The organism is Sulfurimonas sp. HSL-3221, assembly GCF_021044585.1.
Classification (GTDB): Bacteria; Campylobacterota; Campylobacteria; order Campylobacterales; family Sulfurimonadaceae; genus Thiomicrolovo; species Thiomicrolovo sulfuroxydans.
In genome coordinates this window covers 1,051,690-1,071,674 of record NZ_CP087998.1, presented here as the reverse complement: position 1 = coordinate 1,071,674, position 19,985 = coordinate 1,051,690, and the positions used below count along the sequence as shown (strand labels likewise).

General features: G+C 55.8%; 18 protein-coding genes and 1 tRNA gene. 10 read left to right on the top strand and 9 right to left on the bottom strand.

The window, feature by feature from the left end:
• Window positions 1-262 precede the first annotated feature (262 nt).
• The 4 genes from LOH54_RS12925 to LOH54_RS05430 all read left to right on the top strand — a co-directional run bounded on the left by LOH54_RS12925 (window position 263) and on the right by LOH54_RS05430 (window position 2,297).
• Window positions 263-397 carry a hypothetical protein gene (locus LOH54_RS12925; protein ID WP_255707538.1) on the top strand — a complete coding sequence of 45 codons (135 nt, stop codon included), beginning with the start codon at window positions 263-265 and terminating at the stop codon, window positions 395-397.
• Between the two features lie 87 nt (window positions 398-484).
• The gene (locus tag LOH54_RS05440) at window positions 485-1,090 is read left to right on the top strand and encodes a hypothetical protein (RefSeq protein WP_231021021.1); all 606 of its coding nucleotides are present in this window, start codon (window positions 485-487) and stop codon (window positions 1,088-1,090) included.
• 143 nt (window positions 1,091-1,233) lie between these two features.
• Window positions 1,234-1,464 carry a DUF350 domain-containing protein gene (locus LOH54_RS05435; RefSeq protein WP_231021020.1) on the top strand — a complete coding sequence of 77 codons (231 nt, stop codon included), beginning with the start codon at window positions 1,234-1,236 and terminating at the stop codon, window positions 1,462-1,464.
• Window positions 1,461-2,297 (top strand): transglutaminase domain-containing protein, encoded by an 837-nt coding sequence (locus LOH54_RS05430; RefSeq protein ID WP_231021019.1) that lies wholly within the window; start codon window positions 1,461-1,463, stop codon window positions 2,295-2,297. The genes LOH54_RS05435 and LOH54_RS05430 overlap by 4 nt, the downstream gene beginning before the upstream one ends.
• A gap of 59 nt (window positions 2,298-2,356) precedes the next feature.
• Here LOH54_RS05430 and LOH54_RS05425 read toward each other — a convergent pair whose 3' ends face one another.
• Window positions 2,357-2,701, bottom strand: coding sequence for a zinc ribbon domain-containing protein YjdM (locus LOH54_RS05425; RefSeq protein WP_231021018.1), 345 nt, complete (start codon window positions 2,699-2,701; stop codon window positions 2,357-2,359).
• Between the two features lie 105 nt (window positions 2,702-2,806).
• Between LOH54_RS05425 and LOH54_RS05420 the strand changes: the two genes are divergently transcribed.
• Complete coding sequence (locus tag LOH54_RS05420; RefSeq protein ID WP_231021017.1) at window positions 2,807-5,278, top strand: EAL domain-containing protein; 2,472 nt, start codon at window positions 2,807-2,809, stop codon at window positions 5,276-5,278.
• A 1-nt stretch (window position 5,279) separates the two neighbouring features.
• Window positions 5,280-6,314 carry a T6SS phospholipase effector Tle1-like catalytic domain-containing protein gene (locus LOH54_RS05415; protein ID WP_231021016.1) on the top strand — a complete coding sequence of 345 codons (1,035 nt, stop codon included), beginning with the start codon at window positions 5,280-5,282 and terminating at the stop codon, window positions 6,312-6,314.
• A 141-nt stretch (window positions 6,315-6,455) separates the two neighbouring features.
• Here LOH54_RS05415 and acnB read toward each other — a convergent pair whose 3' ends face one another.
• Together acnB and LOH54_RS05405 are read right to left on the bottom strand one after the other, a co-directional pair.
• Window positions 6,456-9,008, bottom strand: coding sequence for a bifunctional aconitate hydratase 2/2-methylisocitrate dehydratase (acnB, locus tag LOH54_RS05410; protein WP_231021015.1), 2,553 nt, complete (start codon window positions 9,006-9,008; stop codon window positions 6,456-6,458).
• A 156-nt stretch (window positions 9,009-9,164) separates the two neighbouring features.
• Complete coding sequence (locus LOH54_RS05405) at window positions 9,165-11,396, bottom strand: DNA translocase FtsK (protein WP_231021014.1); 2,232 nt, start codon at window positions 11,394-11,396, stop codon at window positions 9,165-9,167.
• Between the two features lie 119 nt (window positions 11,397-11,515).
• On the opposite strand from LOH54_RS05405, the gene LOH54_RS05400 reads away from it, so the two are divergent.
• Window positions 11,516-11,599 (top strand) — tRNA-Leu (locus LOH54_RS05400).
• Here the strand turns inward: LOH54_RS05400 and LOH54_RS05395 are convergent.
• Both LOH54_RS05395 and LOH54_RS05390 read right to left on the bottom strand, forming a co-directional pair.
• Window positions 11,578-12,255: a hypothetical protein gene (locus LOH54_RS05395; RefSeq protein ID WP_231021013.1), complete on the bottom strand. Its 678-nt coding sequence runs from the start codon at window positions 12,253-12,255 to the stop codon at window positions 11,578-11,580. The two genes, LOH54_RS05400 and LOH54_RS05395, sit on opposite strands and share 22 nt — an antisense overlap.
• Window positions 12,245-13,810 carry an EAL domain-containing protein gene (locus LOH54_RS05390; RefSeq protein WP_231021012.1) on the bottom strand — a complete coding sequence of 522 codons (1,566 nt, stop codon included), beginning with the start codon at window positions 13,808-13,810 and terminating at the stop codon, window positions 12,245-12,247. The genes LOH54_RS05395 and LOH54_RS05390 overlap by 11 nt, the downstream gene beginning before the upstream one ends.
• 247 nt (window positions 13,811-14,057) lie before the next feature.
• Between LOH54_RS05390 and LOH54_RS05385 the strand changes: the two genes are divergently transcribed.
• Complete coding sequence (locus LOH54_RS05385; protein WP_231021011.1) at window positions 14,058-14,603, top strand: macro domain-containing protein; 546 nt, start codon at window positions 14,058-14,060, stop codon at window positions 14,601-14,603.
• Here LOH54_RS05385 and LOH54_RS05380 read toward each other — a convergent pair.
• Together LOH54_RS05380 and LOH54_RS05375 are read right to left on the bottom strand one after the other, a co-directional pair.
• Window positions 14,600-14,887, bottom strand: coding sequence for a hypothetical protein (locus tag LOH54_RS05380; protein WP_231021010.1), 288 nt, complete (start codon window positions 14,885-14,887; stop codon window positions 14,600-14,602). The genes LOH54_RS05385 and LOH54_RS05380 overlap by 4 nt on opposite strands.
• Window positions 14,888-14,954: 67 nt before the next feature.
• The gene (locus tag LOH54_RS05375) at window positions 14,955-17,354 is read right to left on the bottom strand and encodes a fatty acid cis/trans isomerase (protein ID WP_231021009.1); all 2,400 of its coding nucleotides are present in this window, start codon (window positions 17,352-17,354) and stop codon (window positions 14,955-14,957) included.
• Window positions 17,355-17,441: 87 nt separating this feature from the next.
• Here LOH54_RS05375 and LOH54_RS05370 point away from each other — a divergent pair, with 87 nt between their 5' ends.
• Both LOH54_RS05370 and LOH54_RS05365 read left to right on the top strand, forming a co-directional pair.
• Window positions 17,442-17,990: a DUF4136 domain-containing protein gene (locus LOH54_RS05370; RefSeq protein ID WP_231021008.1), complete on the top strand. Its 549-nt coding sequence runs from the start codon at window positions 17,442-17,444 to the stop codon at window positions 17,988-17,990.
• A gap of 268 nt (window positions 17,991-18,258) precedes the next feature.
• On the top strand, window positions 18,259-18,732 hold the full coding sequence (locus tag LOH54_RS05365; RefSeq protein WP_231021007.1) for a CYTH domain-containing protein: 474 nt from the start codon (window positions 18,259-18,261) through the stop codon (window positions 18,730-18,732).
• Here the strand turns inward: LOH54_RS05365 and LOH54_RS05360 are convergent.
• Window positions 18,716-19,336 carry a DUF502 domain-containing protein gene (locus LOH54_RS05360; RefSeq protein WP_231021006.1) on the bottom strand — a complete coding sequence of 207 codons (621 nt, stop codon included), beginning with the start codon at window positions 19,334-19,336 and terminating at the stop codon, window positions 18,716-18,718. The genes LOH54_RS05365 and LOH54_RS05360 overlap by 17 nt on opposite strands.
• Window positions 19,333-19,899, bottom strand: coding sequence for a YceI family protein (locus tag LOH54_RS05355; RefSeq protein ID WP_231021005.1), 567 nt, complete (start codon window positions 19,897-19,899; stop codon window positions 19,333-19,335). Before LOH54_RS05355 ends, LOH54_RS05360 begins: the two co-directional genes overlap by 4 nt.
• Window positions 19,900-19,985: the final 86 nt, after the last annotated feature.

Sequence of the window (19,985 nt, the reverse complement as noted above, 5' to 3'; positions counted from 1 at the left end):
CAAAGAGTCTTATTCTCTCCACAAATTATCAAAATAACATCACATTTTATAGCTGATGGCGACGAATAAGCGCATCGAGAAGACCCAAAATTGTCATGAAAAAAATCACTCCTTTTACGCGTGCTGCGCCTTTTCATGCCCTTCATACCTATTTTGATGTATTTGATTTAATCTGTTCTTTTAAGTATTGTGGAGTTATGATGTAAATATCTGCTCTCGTATACGCATAAACATTTGGGGATACGAGCGAAAAGGAGATGACATGAAACGTTGGTTCCTGGCAATCCTCGCGATCACAGCAATCGCGATTTACGGATGCGGAGGAGGCGGAGGCGGTTCATCGTCCGGTTCCAGTGACTGGGACAGTATGACCTGGGATCAGGACAACTGGGGATAACGGCCGTTGCGGCAGAACACAAACTCAAAAGGATTCATCATGAAAATCAGACAATTTGGATTGCGCCTTCTAGGTATTTCGGCATTGATGGTATCAGGGAGTCTTTACGCCGGGCAGGTCAGCGGGATGACAACGTTCACCCCCGGTACGACCGCTTACGCCTCCGAAGTGAACGACAACTTTACGGAGCATACCACGCAGATCAACGACAACGACACGCGCATCACCGCCAATGCAACGGCGATACAGACCAATGCCACTGCAATCGCTGAATCGGGGCTGGTCAGATGGACAACCCTCAATGTCAGCTGTCCTGCATCTGTCAGTGTGACGACAACCTATGCGAAAATCGCCACGATCGGATCGTTTACAAAAGCCCAGGACGGTACGGTACTCAACGTCGTGTTCAGCGGGCGCCTTTCAGCTTCTTCGATGACAGGTACCGGGGTGATTTTCGAACTGAGGATCGATGACACTGCGACAACCAGCAGCCGTATCAGAGGTAGTGTCAAGTCAGCTGAAATCGGTGCGAGCGGGGTCGCAGTAACAATGGAAGGGTTCTTCACTAACCTAAGCGCCGGATCACACACTGTCAGCATGTATGCCAGGGCCTCTTCCGGGGGAGCCACAGGGGTTCAATATGATACGGGTTGCTGGTCGACGGACAGCGTCATTATCAAAGAGTTCCAATAACATACTGCTGCGGGTACCAAGGTATCCGTGGCAAGAACGTTGACGCCCGTTTGCCCAGCAAGCGTTCCCCTCTACACCCTTCGTGCCCGTAAAAGAAAAGGTGCGCTACACTACGTGCACCAGCTTCAACGAAGGAATAGTCTATGCCAGAAAGCGACTTTTTTATCTCCACTCTCATCAACCTTTCCGTCAATCTTGTCTATACGGTGGCTGTGCTCGTTATCGCCGTCATTGCCCTGAAGTACATTGACAGCAAACTGCTGAAATCCATCGCCCTCGAGGAGGAGATCAAAAAAGGCAACGTCGCCGCCGCGATCTTCGCGTCGACCATCCTCATCTTCATCGCCATCATCGTCGCCTCCTCGATGACATGATCGCAAAGTTCCTACGAACCTTCTTTACCCTGCTGCGGGTCCTTATCCTGCTCTACGTCCCCCTCTTCTTCATCATGGCGCTCAAACAGCGGCACGACGAAGCCGCCCTGCCGCTCCCGCCGCCGCAGAGCGTCACGCTGCCCGACGCTTCCCTTCCCCATCACCGTCCGGGGCCGAGAGCGGGTGAGATGCAGCTGCTCTCCGTGCCGGAGAAACGCAGCGCCAGGATCCCGGCATGGCTGGACCGGCCCGCCAACAAATCGCGGGGCCAGGGGTCCGGTTCCCAGCGTCTCAATAAGAAACCCGTCGCCTATTTCGCCTATGGGCGCGATCTCAAAGCCTACTATGCCAATGGTTTTTTCAAGCACTTCATCCCCTTCAGCGTCGATTCGAAATGGAGTGCCATGCACCATATATCAAGGCATATGCACTATGTGCGTGACGAACAGCAGTTCAAAGGGTATGCCGAGATCTGGCTCAGTTCCGAGGAAGCTTACTTAAGCGGGCGCGGCGACTGCGAGGATCACGCCATCTTGCTCGCCGACTGGCTGGAGGGAATCGGCTACGATGCACGGGTCGTCTTCGGAACGTATAAAAACGAGGGGCATGCCTGGGTCGTCGTGTTCGAAGCGGGAAACACCTACCTCCTCGAAGCAACGGCCAAGCGGGTGAAAAGCAGTTTCCCCCTGGCGTCCGCCCTGCCGAACTACCATCCCAAGGGGATGTTCAACGACCGGTACATCTGGTACAACTACGGATCGCCGCTCACCACGGCATACACCGGTGGCCAATGGATCAGAACGGCACGTTTCCGTCCGGTTGAAGAACGTTAAACGGGGAAATTAAACGTAGCAATCGGTCGGCGTGCTGCCGCCGACCGTCAGAAGAGGGATCAGACTTTTTTAACGAATTCGGACTTGAGTCCCATCGCGCCGACACCGGGGATCTTACAGTCGATGTTGTGGTCGCTGTTAGGGTTCAGTTTGATATTTTTAACCTTGGTACCGACCTTGATATCGGACGATGCGCCCTTGACCTTCAGGTCCTTGATGACCGTCACGGTATCGCCGTCTTGCAGAATGTTCCCGTTGGCGTCACGCACGACAAACGCATCCTCAGCACCGGCGTCCGCGGCATCTTTGGACCATTCATGGGCGCACTCCGGACAGACGTAAAGCTCACCATCCTCATATGTGTATTCGCTTCCGCACTGGGGGCATTTGGGCAATTGTTCCATATTCATCCTTTTCAAAAAGCTAATTGTACCAGTTCAACTAACAAGCGCAAAATCGTTTATCACGTTATTAATACAAATTAGATGCCTATGGAGTATAATGAACCCATGCAAACGGTTTTTCATATTTTTATTCTGATTTTTCTCACTTTGAATCCCCTCTCCGCCGAACCTGTCATCAATGTCACTTCCAGCGGAAAACAGTATGATCTCTCCGACTCTGTTCTGCTCTGCATGGACCATCTGAATATGCTGAACGTCGACATGTTCCTGGAGGGCAGCAGCCCGGCGATATGCAACACCGTTGATAAGCATCAGCTCCCCTTCGGTTATGTCGACGACACCATCTGGCTCCGTTCGACACTGAAGAACACTTCCCACACCGAGAATGCATGGATCGTCGACCTCGAAAACCCTCTGCTCGATTATGTCGATCTCTACGTGATCGAAAACAAAAAAGTCATCGCCCATTTTTCCAGCGGGGACAAGCGCCCTTTCGCATCACGCCCCTTGTCGAGCCTGACGTTCCGTTTCCCGATCACTCTCCTTCCGGATAAGACCACGACACTGGTCTGGAAGATCCATTCCCAATCGGCGATCGATCTCCCCATCACCATTAACGACCCGGACGCCCTGCAGGATGCCGATCAGAGACGTTTCCTCTTTTACGGCATCTTTTACGGCATCCTCATTATTTTGTCGCTGTACAACTTTATTTTTTTCCTGATCTTCCGCAGAGCCATCTACCTCTATTATGTCGGCTTCATCGTCTTCTATACGATGATGCAGCTCTCTTTCGACGGCTTCACGCCTATGCTGCTTTTCCCCGATCACCCCTGGCTGTACAACGAAGGCGTTCCCTTCTTTGTCAATCTTACGATCCTGTCGGCCATCCTTTTCGGCCAGCGCTTTTTGGAAACGGAGCTCTATACGCCGAAACTGCACTCCGTCCTGAACGTCATCATCATGATCAACCTCGTCCCCATGATCATGAGTTTTTTCGACATCTACTACCTGACGGTCAAACTGACAACCCTCCTGGCGGCCATTACGCCCGTCATACTGCTCTCTGCCGGTTTTGCCATCCAGAAGCATAATAAAAGGCGGGCCCGTTTCTACCTCGGCGCCTGGAGTCTCTTTTTCGCCGGTTCCACACTGCTGGCACTGCATAAGTTCGGGCTGCTGCCGTCGACCTGGTTTATCCTGCACTCCCAGCAGTTCGGGGTACTGCTCAAAATCATCGTCCTCTCCTACGCCCTGGGCGACCAGCTGCAGTCGCTGCTCTACATCGACCAGCTAACGGGCATTGGAAACCGCCACTCCCTGCAGCGCATTTTCGCATCGTCCATAAACTATGCGAAAAAAGACAAACTCCCCTTTGCCGTCCTCTCCATCGACATCGATGACTTCAAGAACATCAACGACTCGATGACGCACAAGGTCGGCGACCAGCTGCTGATGCAGCTCAGTGGCCGTCTCAAAGCCCATCTCCGGCGTTTTGACACCATTTTGCGCATGGGGCAGGACGAGTTTCTCATCATCCTCGAACGGATCCAGTCGACGGAGAGCCTGACGCATATCGTCGACCAGCTTCTTGTCCAGATCCGCAAACCCTTTAACCTCGACAACCACATCATCCATATTACGGCCAGCGTGGGAATAGCGCTCTATCCCAATGACGGGGATGACTACGACACCCTGATGAAAAACAGCGACACGGCGCTGCACAAGGCAAAGGAGCTCGGCAAGAACCGATTCTATTTCTTCAACCCCGTCTTGGACAACATGGCCATCGAACGTCTGAAGCTCCACAACGATCTTTTCGAGGCCCTGGATAACAACGAGTTTTTCCTGCTGTTTCAGCCGAAGATCAGTGCCACAGACAACAGTCTCGCCGGCGTCGAAGTCCTGCTGCGGTGGCGTCACCCCAAACGGGGGATACTCACCCCCGATACCTTCATCGGCATTGCCGAACAGAACGGACTGATTCTGCGGATCACGCATTGGGTCCTTGAGGAGTCCTGCAAGGCGCTCAAACAGTGGCAGCGGATTGGATGGGACGGCATCTTTGCCGCCGTCAACGTCACGGCAGTCGATATCAACGACACCTACTTCATCCGGGACCTTCTGGACCTTTTCTCCGAGTACAATCTCAATCCAGACCTCCTCGAACTCGAATTGACAGAAAGGATCATCGTCGAAAGCTCTACCGATAACATCGAAACCATCAAGTCGCTATGCGATGCGGGCATCAAGATCGCCATCGACGACTTCGGGACGGGTTACTCCACCTTTACCTACCTCCAATCCTTCCAGGTCGATACTATTAAAATCGACAAGAGTTTTATCGACGAAATCGAATTCAACGCCAAAACAGCCGTGATCGTCAAGACCATGACCGAACTCGGGCATGCGCTGGGGATGAAAGTCGTGATCGAAGGCGTCGAGAAGGAAGGCCAGGTACAGCTGCTCAAGAGAATGAAATGCGATATTTTCCAGGGCTACTATTTTGACAAACCGATGACGGCGGGGGCATTGGTCGCCAAATACTTTGTGCGGGATCAAATCAAAAAGGGATGACATGGCAAAAAATATCGTAATCTTCTCCGACGGGACCGGCCAGGAGGGCGGCAAAGGCAACAACACCAATATCTATAAACTCTTCAACATGATCGAGGACCGCACCCCGCGGCAGATCGCCTTTTACGATCCGGGGCTTGGCACGGGCATCCACCGGCTGACCGGGAACGTCGGCGGTTTCGGCATTTCCCGCAATATTCAGCAGTGTTACCGTTTTCTCTTTGAGCATTATGAAGCCGGGGACAAGATCTTCCTGTTCGGGTTCAGCCGCGGCGCGGCAACGGTGCGCAGCCTCTCGGGGTTCCTGCACTACTTCGGCATCCTGCCGAAATCCCGTCCCGAACTGATCGCCACTGCCTATGATATCTACATGATCGAGGATGAGGGCAAACGCAAGGAGAAAGCCGCCGCCTTTTTGAAAGACCATCACAATATGTGGACCAAGGTGGAGTTTATCGGCTGCTACGACACCGTCGCCGCACTCGGCCTTCCCATCAAGAGCCTCAGCGTCCTGCTCGACGGCATTCCGGGGTTCCGCCACCGTTTCCACAATTTCAGGCTCAGCGAAACCATCACGCACGCCTACCAAGCCCTGGCCATCGACGACGAACGCAAAACCTTCCACCCGGTGCTGTGGGAGAAGCAGGTCAAAGAGTGGCAGACCGTCAAACAGGTCTGGTTCAGCGGGATGCATACCGACGTCGGCGGCGGTTATGCGGAGCAGGACCTCTCCGACATCCCCCTGGTCTGGCTCACCCGGCAGGCGATCAACCACGGGCTTCTGATCTATCCGAAACACACGGTCGATCCCCATGAAGATGCCCAGGGGAAGATGCACGATTCGCGCGGGACATGGCTGACCCGTCTCTACCGCCGCGAGCAGCGCCATTGGGACGCGGCGACCCGCGGCAAACCCCTCGTCCACGCCAGCGTGCTCGAACGTCATGCAAAGCATCCGACGGCTTACCATCCTTGGATCCTGGAAATGGACTATGACGTCGAACCCTGGGAACAGTGGCCCGCCAAAGAAAAATAACCCCTCTTTGATTGCACGGCGCAAACGGCGTGCGACATCGATACGGTAGACGGCAACGGCCCGGCTGCTTGTAATGTAAAGGGATGAAAAAAGAAAGTTCGGAGAAAAAAAAGAGCGGTTCCCCGCAGAGGGGAAGCCTGCTTAGAGCGCGAACTCTTCGAGCAGGTTGAAGTTGAGGTACTTGTAGATGTCGGCTTCTTTGCCGGCGATCTTCTTCGGTACGATCTCGAGGTACTCCTCTTTTGTCGGGAGGCGTCCGAGCATCGCACAGACGGCTGCCAGTTCGGCAGAGCCGAGATAGACCTGCGCACCTTTACCCATACGGTTGTCGAAGTTACGCGTGGACGTCGAGAAGACGACCGCGTTGTCAGCGACACGAGCCTGGTTCCCCATACAGAGGGAACAGCCCGGGATCTCCGTACGCGCGCCGGCGGCACCGTACATCGCGTAGTAGCCCTCTTCCTGGAGCTGCTGCTCATCCATACGGGTCGGCGGGACAACCCACAGACGCGCCGGAACCTGGCCTTCGCCCTTGAGGACTTCACCCAGGGCGCGGTAGTGACCGATGTTGGTCATACACGAACCGACGAAGACCTCGTCGATGTTGTGCGGACGGTTAGCGTCAGCCAGCACCTCGGAAAGGGTAGCAACGTCGTCCGGATCGTTCGGACACGCAAGGATCGGTTCCGTGATCTCGCCCAGGTCGATCTCGTAAACCGCTGCGTACTCGGCGTCTTTGTCCGCTTCCATCAGTTCCGGATTTTTAAGCCACTCTTCCATCTTCTCTTTGCGGCGCGCCAGGGTACGTGCATCCTGGTAACCCGCATCGATCATGCTCTGGAGCAGCACAATGTTGGATTTGATGTACTCGATGACCGGCTCTTTGTTAAGGTGAACCGTACAGGCCGCCGCAGAACGCTCTGCAGAAGCATCGGAAAGCTCGAACGCCTGCTCGACTTTGAGATCCGGAAGCCCTTCGATTTCGAGGATACGTCCTGCGAAGATGTTCTTCTTCCCTTTTTTCTCGACGGTCAGCTCGCCTCTCTGGATGGCAGCATACGGGATCGCGTTGACCAGGTCACGCAGCGTAACGCCCGGCTGCAGTTCGCCCTTGAAGCGGACCAGTACGGATTCCGGCATCGTCAGCGGCATGGAGCCGGTAACGCCCGCGAACGCAACGATACCCGAACCGCCAGGGAAAGAGATACCGATCGGGAAACGGGTGTGCGAGTCCGCACCCGTACCGACCGTGTCCGGCAGACACATGCGGTTCAGCCAGGAGTGGATAACGCCGTCGCCCGGGCGCAGCGCGACACCGGAACGGTTGGAGATGAAGTCCGGAAGCGTGTGGTACATCTTGATGTCCGAAGGCTTCGGATAAGCCGCAGTGTGACAGAAAGACTGCAGGACAAAGTCAGCGTTGAAGCCCAGCGCCGCGAGCTCTTTGATCTCGTCGCGCGTCATCGGTCCCGTCGTATCCTGGGAGCCGACAGTCGTCATGACCGGTTCGACGTACATGCCAGGGCGGACGCCCTCGAGGCCGCACGCTTTACCGACCATCTTCTGCGCCAGGGTGTACCCTTTGCCCGTATCGGCCGGCTGCTCCGGCTTCAGGAAGAGATCGATCTCGCCCATACCGAGGACCTCGCGCGCTTTCTTCGTCAGACCGCGGCCGATGATCAGCGGAATACGGCCGCCGGCGCGGACTTCGTCCGTGATCGTGTTCGGGCGCAGGCCGAAGGTGGCGATCACTTCGCCGTTCTTCTCTGCTTTGCCTTCGAACGGATAGATATCGACGACATCGCCGGTTTCCATCTGTGTCACGTCCATCTCGAGCGGGAGCGCGCCTGAGTCTTCGGACGTCGCGAAGAAGATCGGTGCGATGATACCGCCGATAACGACACCGCCGGTGCGCTTGTTCGGAACGCCCGGGATATCCTCACCCATGTGCCACTGTACGGAGTTGATACCGGATTTACGGGAAGAGCCCGTACCGACGACGTCACCGACATAGGCAACCGGGTGGCCCTTCTCTTTGAGGGCTTTGATCGTACCCATCGGGTCGTCCATCTTTGCCGTGAGCATGGAGTTTGCGTGCAACGGGATATCGGAACGTGTAAAGGCTTCGGACGCCGGGGAGAGGTCGTCAGTATTGGTCTCACCCGGGACCTTGAAGACAGTCACGGTGATTTTTTCAGGCAGATCGGCTTTGGACGTGAACCACTCTGCGTTCGCCCAAGACTCAAGCACCTTCGTCGCGGCGGCATTGCCGGCCTTGTGCAGTTCTTCGACATCGTTAAACGCGTCATAAACGAGCAGCGTATGGCTCAGTGCCTTGACCGCCGCGTCAACGACGGCGGCATTGGAAGATGAGAGGGCATCGATGATCGGCTTGACGTTGTAGCCGCCCAGCATCATGCCGAGCATTTCGACCGCCGCATCCGGTGCGATTGCCGCAACGGCTACATTTTCCTGTGCAACATCATTGAGGAATGCCGCTTTGACATAGGCAGCGTCGTCAACGCCCGGAGAAACACGGTTTTTCAGAAGATCGATATTTTCGGCCATATCGCCTTCGCCTGCCTTGATCATTTCGATCAGGTCAGCGGTCTGCGCCGCAGACAGAGGAAGTGGAGGTACGCCCAGAGCTTCACGCTCTGCTACATGCGCTTTATATTCGTCCATAAAAGCCATCGTTTTATCCTGTAAATAAGATTTCGAGAGATTATAGCGAAGGAAAGAATCAAGAAGGTTTCTAGTGTTACAAAATGTAACCTATTTTTGAGATTTTGTTACCAATGTGTTTAGTTTTGAAACATGGTTGAGGCCTAAGCAGGGTCAAGCCTCACTTTATCCGATGATATCGCGGTTTCCTTTTGCGTTGGGAGGTGACAGCAGACCCCGCTGTTCCATCTGTTCGATGATACGCGCGGCACGGTTATAGCCGATCTGGAGTTTGCGCTGCAGGTAGCTGATGGAGGTTTTGCGGTCGGCGAGGACGATCTCTTTCGCCTCCTCGTAGAGTTCATCCATATCCTCGATCATCCCTTCGTCACCAGTACTGCCACTGCTGCCGCTCTCGGCGAGGAAGGATTCATCGTACTGCGGTGCGCGCTGGGATTTGAGGAACTGGACGACATGGTCGATCTCCTCCTCGGTACTCCACGGCGCATGCAGACGGATCAGTCCCGTCGCCCCCGGAGGGGTAAAGAGCATATCGCCCCGGCCCAGCAGCGACTCCGCCCCCTGGGCGTCGAGAATGATCTTGCTGTCGACACGCTGGCCGACGCGGTAGCTGATACGCGAAGGCAGGTTCGCCTTGATCAGTCCCGTGACAACGTCCACGGAGGGGCGCTGGGTCGCGACGATCAGGTGGATCCCCGACGCCCGCGCCATCTGCGCCAGGCGGGCGATGGAGTACTCCACATCCTTGCCCGAGGTCATCATCAGGTCGGCGAGCTCGTCGATGATGACGACGATGTAGGGGAAGGGCTGTCCGCCTTCGCGCTTCATCTTCTCGTTATAGTTTTCGATGTTTTTCGTGCGCGACTCGCTCATGAGCTGGTAGCGGCGCTCCATCTCTCCGACCATGTTGTTCAGCGCGGCGATCGCCTGTTTGGCCTTCGTGATCACCGGGGTGAGCAGGTGCGGGATATCGTTATAGATGGAGAACTCCAGCATCTTCGGGTCGATCATCAGCAGCCGCAACTGGTCGGGGGAGTTCTTGTAGAGCAGGCTGAGGATCATCGCGTTGATCCCCACCGATTTGCCCGAACCCGTCGTTCCCGCGATGAGGAGGTGGGGCAGTTTTTTCAGGTCCGTGATAAACGGCTTGCCGACAATGTCCTTGCCCAGGGCTATTGTCAGGGGGGACTTCGCTTCCTGGAACAGTTTGCTCTCGAAGATCTCGCGCAGGTAGATCGTCTCGACGGTATGGTTCGGGATCTCGATCCCGACAACGTCCTTGCCAGGGATAGGCGCCTGGATACGGATCGTCTCGGCGCGCAGGGCCATCGCAAGGTCGTCTTGAAGGTTCATGATCTTCGAGACCTTGATGTGCGCGGCCGGTTTGAATTCGAAAGTCGAGACGACCGGTCCCGCGTAGGTGCGGATAACGTCCCCGTCGATCTTGAACTGCGCCAGTTTCTCGATCAGATCGCGGATCTTGTCATCGAGCTCGCGCTCGTCGATGCTGTTGCCCTGTTTCGGCGGCTTTTGAAAAAAGTCGAGGGAGGGCAGCTTGAAGTTCTTGGGCTTCTCCGACTTCCCTTTTTCGATCTGCTCGAGCAGCTTCTTGTTTTCATCGAGCTCCTCGACGATCAGCGCGCTTTTTTTCTGGCGTACCCCTTCGGCCTTTGCAAGAATAGTCCCCTCTTTCGCTGTAGGCGCCGCTTTCGGCGCCACCTCCGCCTCTGCTTCCGCATCCTCGAACGGGCTCGCCTGCTGTGCTTTCGGCACCAGTCTGATGACCGAATCGTCCGACTTCAGGGGCATGTTCATCCGCTCGTACGCGGGCGCATCGAAGGGGTCATCGTCAAAGAGTCCCGGCCGTTCCGTCACGGCGGCGCGCGTTCTAGCCGGGATGGTTTCCCGAGACGGCTCCGCATCGTCCTCCTCGTCCTCTTTACTGAACGAAAAAGGGAGTTTCGGTTTGGGCATGGAGGGGAACTTCTCGGCGTCAACCAGGATCACGGCGGCTATCGTGACCGTCATGACCCAGAAGACCCAGAGTCCGAACGCCCCGATATAGGGCTCAAGAAAATCAACGAACCCTGAACCCAGAGCGCCGCGCAGTGCCCCCTCCGTCACCAGCGCCTGCAGGATCAGCAGGGAGAAAAAGAGGAGGATACCCGCCAGGATCTTCTCGGTGCGCTCGACATTGATCTCACTGTTTCTGTAGTAGGTATACAACGGGTACAGCAGAACAAAAAGGTAGGCGAAAGAGACATAGCCGAACAGCGCCCGGTTCGCCTTGGCGATAATCTCCCCGATCGTCCCGATAATTGCCGCATCCGCGATGATCGTCGAGATCCCCGCGTATACCAAAATGGCCAAAACAGTAATAAAAAGTGCCTGCCGCAAATACGATCCTCATTTTTCAAGTAATGTTAGGGATTATAACAAAAAGTGCTTTGGCCGCCCATTGGGGTGGCTGCGGGCCTATTTTAAGGATGCATTCATTACAATTCGGCTCTGCGAAAGCCGCTGTGGTGGAATGGTAGACACGACGGATTCAAAATCCGTTGTCTTCGGACGTGCCGGTTCAAGTCCGGCCAGCGGTACCACCCTCTTCAACTTTTTTTTCAAACCTTTTTTCTTCAAGCTGCTCCATGACGGTAGCAAACGGTTCATTTTCGAGATAGCGGATCGCTACCGCATCAAAAGTCAGACCGAAAATTCTGCTGCGGTGTTTGAACGTATGGTTGGCCGCACCATTTTGCATATTGACCAGAAGTGCATCAACTTCACTCTCATCGATGTGATGCATAAACAGCAGAAAATCCCCTTCGGCATAGCGGGCAATTTCAAAATTCACCCGCTGCATTTTCAGGAATTCGATCACATAGCTGCAGACGAGCATCAGAACCCGGTTACCGATGACAGTGTCGTATTCATCGACAATCGTCGTGTAATCCTGGATACGGAGGCTGACAAGATAGCCCTCATCGTTAAAGCCCTGGCGGGCATTGAGCTTCTGTTTGTAGAGCCAGAGACGGTTTTTCGCCGGCGTGACATCGTCAGAAAAAAGATGCGTGCGAAGAAGATCGATTTCACGGTGCGTGGCATCTCCGTTTCCCGCTTCACGGGACGCTTCCAGGCTCTTTTGTTCCTCCTCCATAAAGGTTTCCCGGTATTTCGAAGGCAGGACGATCGCTTCGTTCATCAGCCGGCGCATCGTCCTGTCCGTGATTTCCGACAGCTGTTTGTCGTCATGATGCATAGGCGGCCTCCCTGTAACCAAAGGTCTGCAGCGCCTCATCCCACTGCTGCGGCTTATGAAGGTGGTACCCCTGGAAATAGTCGACACCGATGCTCTGCGCCATCCGCAGCACCCCTCTGTCGCTGATGTACTCCGCCACGGTCTCGATCCCAAGCTCATGGCAGATATTGACCATGTTGCCGAGGATAATGCGATGTTTGCGGTCATGGATATTCGAGATCAGCGATCCGTCGAGCTTGACGTAATCGATTTCGAGGTTCAGCAGGTTGTCATAGTTCGAAAATCCGCTGCCGAAATCATCGATGGCGATCAAGACACCGCTTTTTTTCAGCCTGAATATGAACTCGTTGACAATCTCCAGGTCGCGAATCTGGTCGCTCTCGAGAATTTCAACCGTCAGCCTGCCGCCGCGCTTCTCCTTCGCCAGCCTTTCCAGCAGACGCTCCCGTAAAAGCACGTTGTTGATATCAACATATGAGAGGTTCAGCGTCACCGCGATGTCGTAGTGCGCCAGCACGTCGAACACCTTGTCGATCATCTGCAGCATCAGCTGGGTATAGAGGCGGTACTCTTTGGACTTCTCCAGGAAAGCCGCCGGCGAAAGCACCCGTCCCTGCCGGTCTACCAGCCGCATCAGGCTTTCAAACTTCTCCGGTTTCGTCAGTTCACCGTTGCGGAAGATCCCCTGCAGATAGGGCGTCACCCTTTTGTGCTCGATGTTTTCCTGAAGCAGTTCATAGGTTTTATTGGAATAATGGGTATTGCGCTCGGCGGAGCCGCTATCATAAAAGATGTAGCTGTTGTGCAGCCTCTTCGCCTCCTGCAGCCCTTTTTCCGCGTACATCAGGCTGACGGCGCCGTCGGCTTTGCTCGCACCGATTGAGACATTGATATGGATGCTGTTCCCCTGTATGACATGAAAGGCGTATTCCGACACACAGGCGTGGAGTTTTTCGGCGATGAAATCCAGCAGGCGGTGCGAAAAGTCGTTTTTGACAAAGAGGCAGAGCCGGTCGGCATAAAGATGGTAGAGGTCGAAATCGAACGGCGCGGCACCGAGGGTACGGAAGTGGGCGTCCTCTTCGAACCGGCCCAGCGTCGCGCGCACCAGCGTTTCAAGCTCCGCCACCATCCGTTCCGCGTTCTCGTATCCGTAGAGGATACGGATGTCGTCGAAAGCGACAATGTCGATCAGCATGACAACGGCGTTGCCCTCATACGAGGAGATCCGCTTCTGGCAATCATGCATAGAGTGGACTTCATGCGTAACGTCCACGGCCCGTGCCGCCGTCGCGTCATGCTTCTTTCCCTGGTGTTCAGAGGTTAGGGGGAGCGCGCTCATCGCCTTCTCCTGTTTCAGTCGGTCAACTTCATCTTTGATGTCGACCAGTTTGCGAAGTGCCTCGTCCTTGTCATCGGCGGTGACCCTTCGCTTGACCGGCTTCCCTTCCTCGTCGCGGTAGGTAACGTAGTAACCCGTCACCCTCCCGTCGGATTTGCGGTAGAGTTCGCTGATCCCTTTGTAGTGTTTGTCCTGAAGTGTCCGAATCGGCATCGCGCCCTCCGTCCAGTCATCCGTGGCCGCATGGGCCTCTTTGGCACCGTCATCACTGCGACGACGGTTTCACACATTTTTCCATGCTAGCACAATTACTACTTTTGTGTCAAGGGTTTTGTAGTAATTTGTTAAAGTTACTACATTTTCTCAAAGATCTTATCTGCAGGCGGACCGTGCCTGGTCATGGATGCTGTCGGTATCGGCTCCCTCCCCTCCCCCGTGCAGATGATGCTACAATGTGTGTATGGCCTACCATGTAACCATCAAAACAGGGAACCTCCTGGACGCACCGGCATCGGACTTCATTGTCAATCCGTCCAATACCGTTTTACAGCTTGGTTCCGGGGTCTCGGGCGCCTTTGCCCGTGCCTGCGGCCCGGCCCTGCAGAGCGCCATGACCCGTGCGTTGAAGGAAACGGGAACGCTGCAGAAAGGGGATGTCGTCGCCACCGGCGGCTGCGCGCGTTTCGGCAGCATGCTTCATGCCGCCGTAATGGACTACAATCCCGGCGCGGCGGAGGCCCTGCCGCGGCTTGGGGAGATCGAGACCATCCTCCGTAACATTCAGACGGCCCTGGCCGCCTTTGCCGCGCTGCACGGCAAGAACGTCACCCTGGCGCTGCCGCTGATGGGCACGGGTGTCGGCGGGCTGGACAAGCGGCAGGTGCTGGAGATCTATCGTGATTTTTTCAGAAGTGGCGTCGGTTTTGAGTGTGAGGTGTTACTGTATGCGCACTCCGAAGGCGACGGTGCCCTCATGCGCAGCGTCTTCGGGGAGGAGCTGGCCTAGGCCCCGCCGCCGGTGTCGGCATTCAGGTCTTCGGTATGCTTGTCGTGATGCGGCATCCCTTCGTTGGACGCTTTCGCTTCCTGGAGTCCCTTGATCACCTCATCGATGTTTTCGTAAGGGAGATGGACCTTCCAGTCGCTGGATGCCCCTTCCAATGCGATGGCGATGCTGACCACCGGGCTGCTGTGTTTGCCGTAAGGCTCCTCGATATGCGCGATACTGATCGTGCCGTTTTGCGTATGCGCCAGTTTTAGCGTTTTGATCTCAACCATCGATTTTGACATCCTAGACTCCTTTTATTCAAGTGGCTTGGGACCATTGTAGCACATTTCGCCCGCCGGCGTCCGCCCTTTACTCTTCCCCCTCTTTTTTCCCGTGGGAGCGCGAAAGGTAGTAGTAGCGGTTCAGGTCGAACAAGCCCGCGTCAATGGGGTGCATCGCTTCGAAGCGTTTCTGGAACCAGTCGTACGTTTCCCAGAAGCGGGGGTTGTCCCGGGTAATGCCGAAATGAAAGAAGCGGCGGCGATACTCGGGCGTATCTTTGTAGTGTGCGAGCATATCGAAAAAGGCCGGAGCCTCCTCCGCATCCAGCTCGAGCAGCATGTTCGGATAGGAGCCGATAAAATCAAAGATGAAATCCGCACTGTCCTTGGAGGGGTCGAGACGGCCCTTTTCATCGAACATGAAAGCGACGTTGTCATGCCAACGGTTCACGACGACTGAAAAGAGGATATCCTCCTCCCCTTCGGGCATACGCACACGGACATACGCCAGGTTCGACTGTTGGCCGTCGATCGTACGGACAAAGGCCGTCCCGGGTTTCGAAATGGCACGGAACGCCTGGATATAATCCCCGCGCGTCCGGTAGTGTTCGGGGAGCGGCGGATGCGCGTCCCCCGCGCGGAAATAGTTCACCGGATCAAAGGAGATGTCCGTCTCCCCCAGCAGCTCGTGATCGACAATATGCTCGACGAATTCGCGTTTGGGATCGTTTGTCTCGAAAGCAACGGCCGTAGGCATGCGCGCCGGACGGTAAAAGAGCTTGTTCTCGACCAGAAGGTTGAGATTTTTGTTCCACGCGTCGAAAAGCTTGTTCCGGACATCCGCAGGCATAAAGTCGATGTAGTTGCTCTCCCCCTCCACGCGCAGCCGGTCCATATAGCGGCGGACGTTGGTCTGGTGCCCGACATTACCGAAGACGTCAAATCCCGCGACCAGGGCGTAGTAGATGCGTTCGAAAAGCGGATAGTCGATGACCCAGAGGGTTTTGGGCAGATCGCCGAGGGCTCCTTTATGGACCGAGGCGCTGTCGAAGTGGCGGTAGACCGTGAGCAGCGGCGCGTCATCGGCCTCTTCTCCCTTCCAGATCGCGTCATACCCCAGCCCCTCCGTATAGATGAGCGAATAGAAATCCGCCCGGGCTTTATAGTAGTCGATCGCATGCTCGATATATTTGTCGCTGAGGGAGTGGTAAGCCGGGAAATCGCTCCCCTGTTCGTCCGGCACGGAGAGCTGTTTCTCGTTGAAGCGCAGCAGGTTCGGGTAGTGCAGGCTCAAATCATATTTGGGGTCGAGGAACATGACCCAGAAATGATCGTTGATCACGTTCAGCGCCACCTGCCCTTTGCAGACCGGGCCGCGGATAAAGGTGCGGACGATGTATTCGCTGTTGTCAAGCAAAAAGGCGTACCGCGCCGCGGCTGGGATCTGGGCGAAGGTCGCGAAGGGGTTGGCCGACTGTTTCGCACCGTACCCCATCAGATGCGGCGTCTCGTTCCAGGGGGCCTCGATGAAGTCCTTTTCAACGCGCGCCAGCTGGGCCGCATCGAGCGTAAACACCATGTGCGTCTTGTGCACCAGCGTCGATGTGATCCGGCGGAACCGGTAATAAAACGCGTCCTTGCCCGGATCGTCGTAGGGCCTTATCGTAGGGATGATCTTGATCGCAGACGGCGCAGCCGTTTCGGAGCGCACCAGTTCATAAAAAGCGCCGTCCGGGGTCGCGAAACGGATATGGGCCAGGTAGAGGTGTTCATAGAGGTAACGGGCCGTCATGGCGTGTTTGGCATCCGGCATGTTCAAGAAAGCTTCCCAGGTTTCCAGCGCACTCCTGTCGGCTTCCGCGGGGGCGTTCATCCGCCGCTGCTCCTCGCTGCCCGGCCCCCTGGCCCCCTGCTGCGCCCACTGGGCCAGCGTCGTCATCTCTGTATTCGTCAGTGGCGGGAAGCCGTAGGGCATCCCGCGCTCCGGGTATTCATCCAGGTACTCTTCGAGTTCGTCGTGGTCTCGCGGGCAGGTGAGTTCGTCGGATTCCGGCCGGTACTCCCCGGCGCTATGAGGCAGTTGCCGCTTGGCCTCGAGCAGGCTGACCAGTGTTGAGTCATTGAAACGGCCCGAAGCGGTGTTGGCCGTCACCGAGTAGAAGTCGTACCTGTCGTGCCACTGATCGGCAGTGTCCGCATCGACGAAGAGGCGGGTCGGATGGGCGGCGCCGAGCCTTTCGGCGTCGTAAACGGCCATCTTCGTCGCTCCGCGTTCAAGCCCTTCGAAAGCGCTCAGTTTCAGCTGGCAGGGGGCGTTGTAGCACGAATGGCAGACCACGCAGCGGCGGTCTAGAATGGGGCGAACCTCTTTGGTATAGTCGATGGTACGCTCCGAAACGGCAACGGCAACAGGGGGAACGGGTTTCGGCGCACAGCCGCCCAGCGCCATGAGCAGCAGGATGATCGAAGTGTAGAGTATCGGTTTCATTGAGTGTAAGTGTACCGTATTCTGTTACCGGAGCCCTGCTACAATATATGCATATACAACGTCAACCATGATCTCGAAGGAGCTGTCATGTTCATCCGTATACTCTCTATCGCACTGCTATTGCTGCTTTCGGGGTGCTCCAGCCTGCAGATTCAAAGCGATTACGATCCCAAGTTCGATTTCACGCCCCTGGAACGCTTTGCCGTCGTCTATCCCCGTAAAGAGGGGGTGACGACCCTCACACAGAGCCGCATCGCCGAGGCGATCACCGCCGGTATGACCCGCAAAGGCTACACAGCCGTCGCCAAGGATGAGGCGGATTTCATCCTCATCTTCCATACCGACGTAACCACCAGAAGAGAGGTCACGACCGATTTCCAGATGGTCGGCTTCTTCCCCTATTACGGTTACGGGTACGGGGCGTCCATGACGGTGCCGATCCAGCGCGAGTACGAATATGACGAGGCCCAGATCATCATCGACGCCCTCAACCCCGACGGGAACAAGATCTTCTGGCGGGCCGCCACGACCGACCGTCTCAAGAGCTTCGACACCCCCGAAGAGCGGACGGCCTACATCAACGAGGTCGTCGACGAGAGCCTCAAAACGTTCCCCCAAAAGCGTAAAGCGCCCTGACCGGCGGGGTGCCGACAATCATGAAAAAAACTGCTCTTTTTATTCAATTCTTTTGAATGGAAAAAGAGCTACTTTTTTCGCTAGCATACGCCCCTTATTAATAAGGAGTGAACAATGATCGAACTGCTTGGCATCTTTTATCCGAGCGTCGCAGTGATCGGATACAGCATGTATTTCTATCACAACACCGGCGATCGCAAGCACTAACAGCTTTCCTGCCGGGAAGCTCCCGGCGCCCTTTCCTCTTTTTTCTGCGCTACAATACCCCATGGCCATCGAAATCGAACGCAAATTTCTCATTGACCCCGCGCTGCTTCCCGAGCTGCCCGCCCCCCTTGTCATCACGCAGGGATACATCCCCGCCGAAGGCGTGACCGTCAGGGTCCGCACAAAGAACGCGAAAGCGTTCCTGACCCTCAAAGGCAAAAGAGCGGGCATCGTTCGGAGCGAATTCGAATACGAGATCCCCGCTGATGATGCCGTCGCGATGCTGCAAGAACTCTGCGCCGCGCCGCTGATCGAAAAAAAACGCTACGAGCTCCTCTACGAGGGGCATCTGTGGGAAGTCGATATCTTCGAGGGGGAAAACGAGGGGCTCTACCTGGCAGAGATCGAACTGCAAAGCGCAGACGAAACCTTCGCCCTGCCACCCTGGGTGACCCGCGAGGTCACCGACGACAGGCGCTACTACAACTCCAACCTGCGCACCCTCCCCTACGCGCGCTTCAGGAACGAGGCGTAACGCCCGCCCCGTGAATCTTGTCCGTCACTTCGTCGCGTTTGACGAAGTCCGCCCCCATACTGATAATGAAGGAGGAGGCCTCCTCCAGCGTCAGCGATACCGGGACGGTGAGCTCATCCTTGACCAGGACCGTGTAGCCGCTGGTGGGGTTCGGCGACGTCGGCACGAAGAGGACGCAGATGCCGTTATGGCGGTTGAGGACATAGGCCGGCACCCAGACGCCGTCTTTGGGGTATTCGACGAGGACGACCTCTTTCTTCCCCGAATCATCCTTGCCGGTGAGCATATTGGAGATCTTCCGGGAAACAGAGTAGATCGTATTGACCGCGGGGATCTTCTCGAACATCCGGTCGATCGCCGAGAGCAGAACGGAGCGGCCGTAGCGTTCGATGGTCCATCCCAGCAGGATCAGTGCCGACAGCACCCCGAGCATCAGCAGGACCGTCGCGCCGGTCGAATCGGTCAGGGTATTGAGGCGGAAATAGGCGCTGAGCCCGATGTTTTTAAGGAAATTGACAACGAGGAGCACCACCACCAGCGGAAAGAATGAGAGCGCCCCCACGAAGAGGAAACGGATCATTTTCTTGACGGCGGCGGCGATCATTTCGTACAGCTCTCCTCTACGTTCATACTGAAGCCGATATTAACGTCCTGCCAGGTTTTGCCGGCATGCAGGTCATAGCAGGCGCGGTTGATCGAGGTCAGCGCGTCGAGGGCTTTGAAGTCGCCGAGGTCGATCACGCCGCCGGCAGTGAAGACGCCCTTCTCATAGCTGTAGGCCATCGGCACGTTGAGCCCCTTGCCGTTCATGATGACTTCGACGAGGACCACTTTGGCTTCTTCGTCCATATCGAGGATCTGCGCTTCGAGCATCTGTCCGTCCATCTGGTTGAAAAAGAACTGCACCAGCTTCGCATCGCGGCCGGTATTGCCCGAATCGACGTTGTTCGTCTGGATCATCACCTTGGCGCCTTTGAGCAGCTGCGTCAGCGACGCGCCTTTCTCGGTGCCTTTGTAGACGATGGAACGGAAGGTGCCGCCCACCCCTTTTTTCATCGGCGTCTTGAATGCCGTCCAGTTGACACTGACGTCGCCGCTCTTGCTGTAGCTGCAGTCGGCCATCGCGACGGTGGCGGCAACGAGAACCGATAATGCAATCTTTTTCATCATTACTCTCCTGGTGAACCAAAGTTTTCCGGCTATTATAACTGCCATTGTTTAATCACGTATCAGCATCTTGAGGTAATATTTCA

What these genes read in the sequence shown, in the direction of transcription:
- LOH54_RS05385 (WP_231021011.1), top strand. Translation starts at nt 14,058, where the DNA reads ATGGCCTACCATGTAACCATCAAAACAGGGAACCTCCTGGACGCACCG.
- LOH54_RS05355 (WP_231021005.1), bottom strand. Translation starts at nt 19,899, where the DNA reads ATGAAAAAGATTGCATTATCGGTTCTCGTTGCCGCCACCGTCGCGATG.
- LOH54_RS05370 (WP_231021008.1), top strand. Translation starts at nt 17,442, where the DNA reads ATGTTCATCCGTATACTCTCTATCGCACTGCTATTGCTGCTTTCGGGG.
- LOH54_RS05375 (WP_231021009.1), bottom strand. Translation starts at nt 17,354, where the DNA reads ATGAAACCGATACTCTACACTTCGATCATCCTGCTGCTCATGGCGCTG.
- LOH54_RS05430 (WP_231021019.1), top strand. Translation starts at nt 1,461, where the DNA reads ATGATCGCAAAGTTCCTACGAACCTTCTTTACCCTGCTGCGGGTCCTT.
- LOH54_RS12925 (WP_255707538.1), top strand. Translation starts at nt 263, where the DNA reads ATGAAACGTTGGTTCCTGGCAATCCTCGCGATCACAGCAATCGCGATT.
- LOH54_RS05365 (WP_231021007.1), top strand. Translation starts at nt 18,259, where the DNA reads ATGGCCATCGAAATCGAACGCAAATTTCTCATTGACCCCGCGCTGCTT.
- LOH54_RS05435 (WP_231021020.1), top strand. Translation starts at nt 1,234, where the DNA reads ATGCCAGAAAGCGACTTTTTTATCTCCACTCTCATCAACCTTTCCGTC.
- LOH54_RS05395 (WP_231021013.1), bottom strand. Translation starts at nt 12,255, where the DNA reads ATGCATCATGACGACAAACAGCTGTCGGAAATCACGGACAGGACGATG.
- LOH54_RS05425 (WP_231021018.1), bottom strand. Translation starts at nt 2,701, where the DNA reads ATGGAACAATTGCCCAAATGCCCCCAGTGCGGAAGCGAATACACATAT.
- acnB (WP_231021015.1), bottom strand. Translation starts at nt 9,008, where the DNA reads ATGGCTTTTATGGACGAATATAAAGCGCATGTAGCAGAGCGTGAAGCT.
- LOH54_RS05380 (WP_231021010.1), bottom strand. Translation starts at nt 14,887, where the DNA reads ATGTCAAAATCGATGGTTGAGATCAAAACGCTAAAACTGGCGCATACG.
- LOH54_RS05360 (WP_231021006.1), bottom strand. Translation starts at nt 19,336, where the DNA reads ATGATCGCCGCCGCCGTCAAGAAAATGATCCGTTTCCTCTTCGTGGGG.
- LOH54_RS05390 (WP_231021012.1), bottom strand. Translation starts at nt 13,810, where the DNA reads ATGCCGATTCGGACACTTCAGGACAAACACTACAAAGGGATCAGCGAA.
- LOH54_RS05440 (WP_231021021.1), top strand. Translation starts at nt 485, where the DNA reads ATGGTATCAGGGAGTCTTTACGCCGGGCAGGTCAGCGGGATGACAACG.
- LOH54_RS05420 (WP_231021017.1), top strand. Translation starts at nt 2,807, where the DNA reads ATGCAAACGGTTTTTCATATTTTTATTCTGATTTTTCTCACTTTGAAT.
- LOH54_RS05415 (WP_231021016.1), top strand. Translation starts at nt 5,280, where the DNA reads ATGGCAAAAAATATCGTAATCTTCTCCGACGGGACCGGCCAGGAGGGC.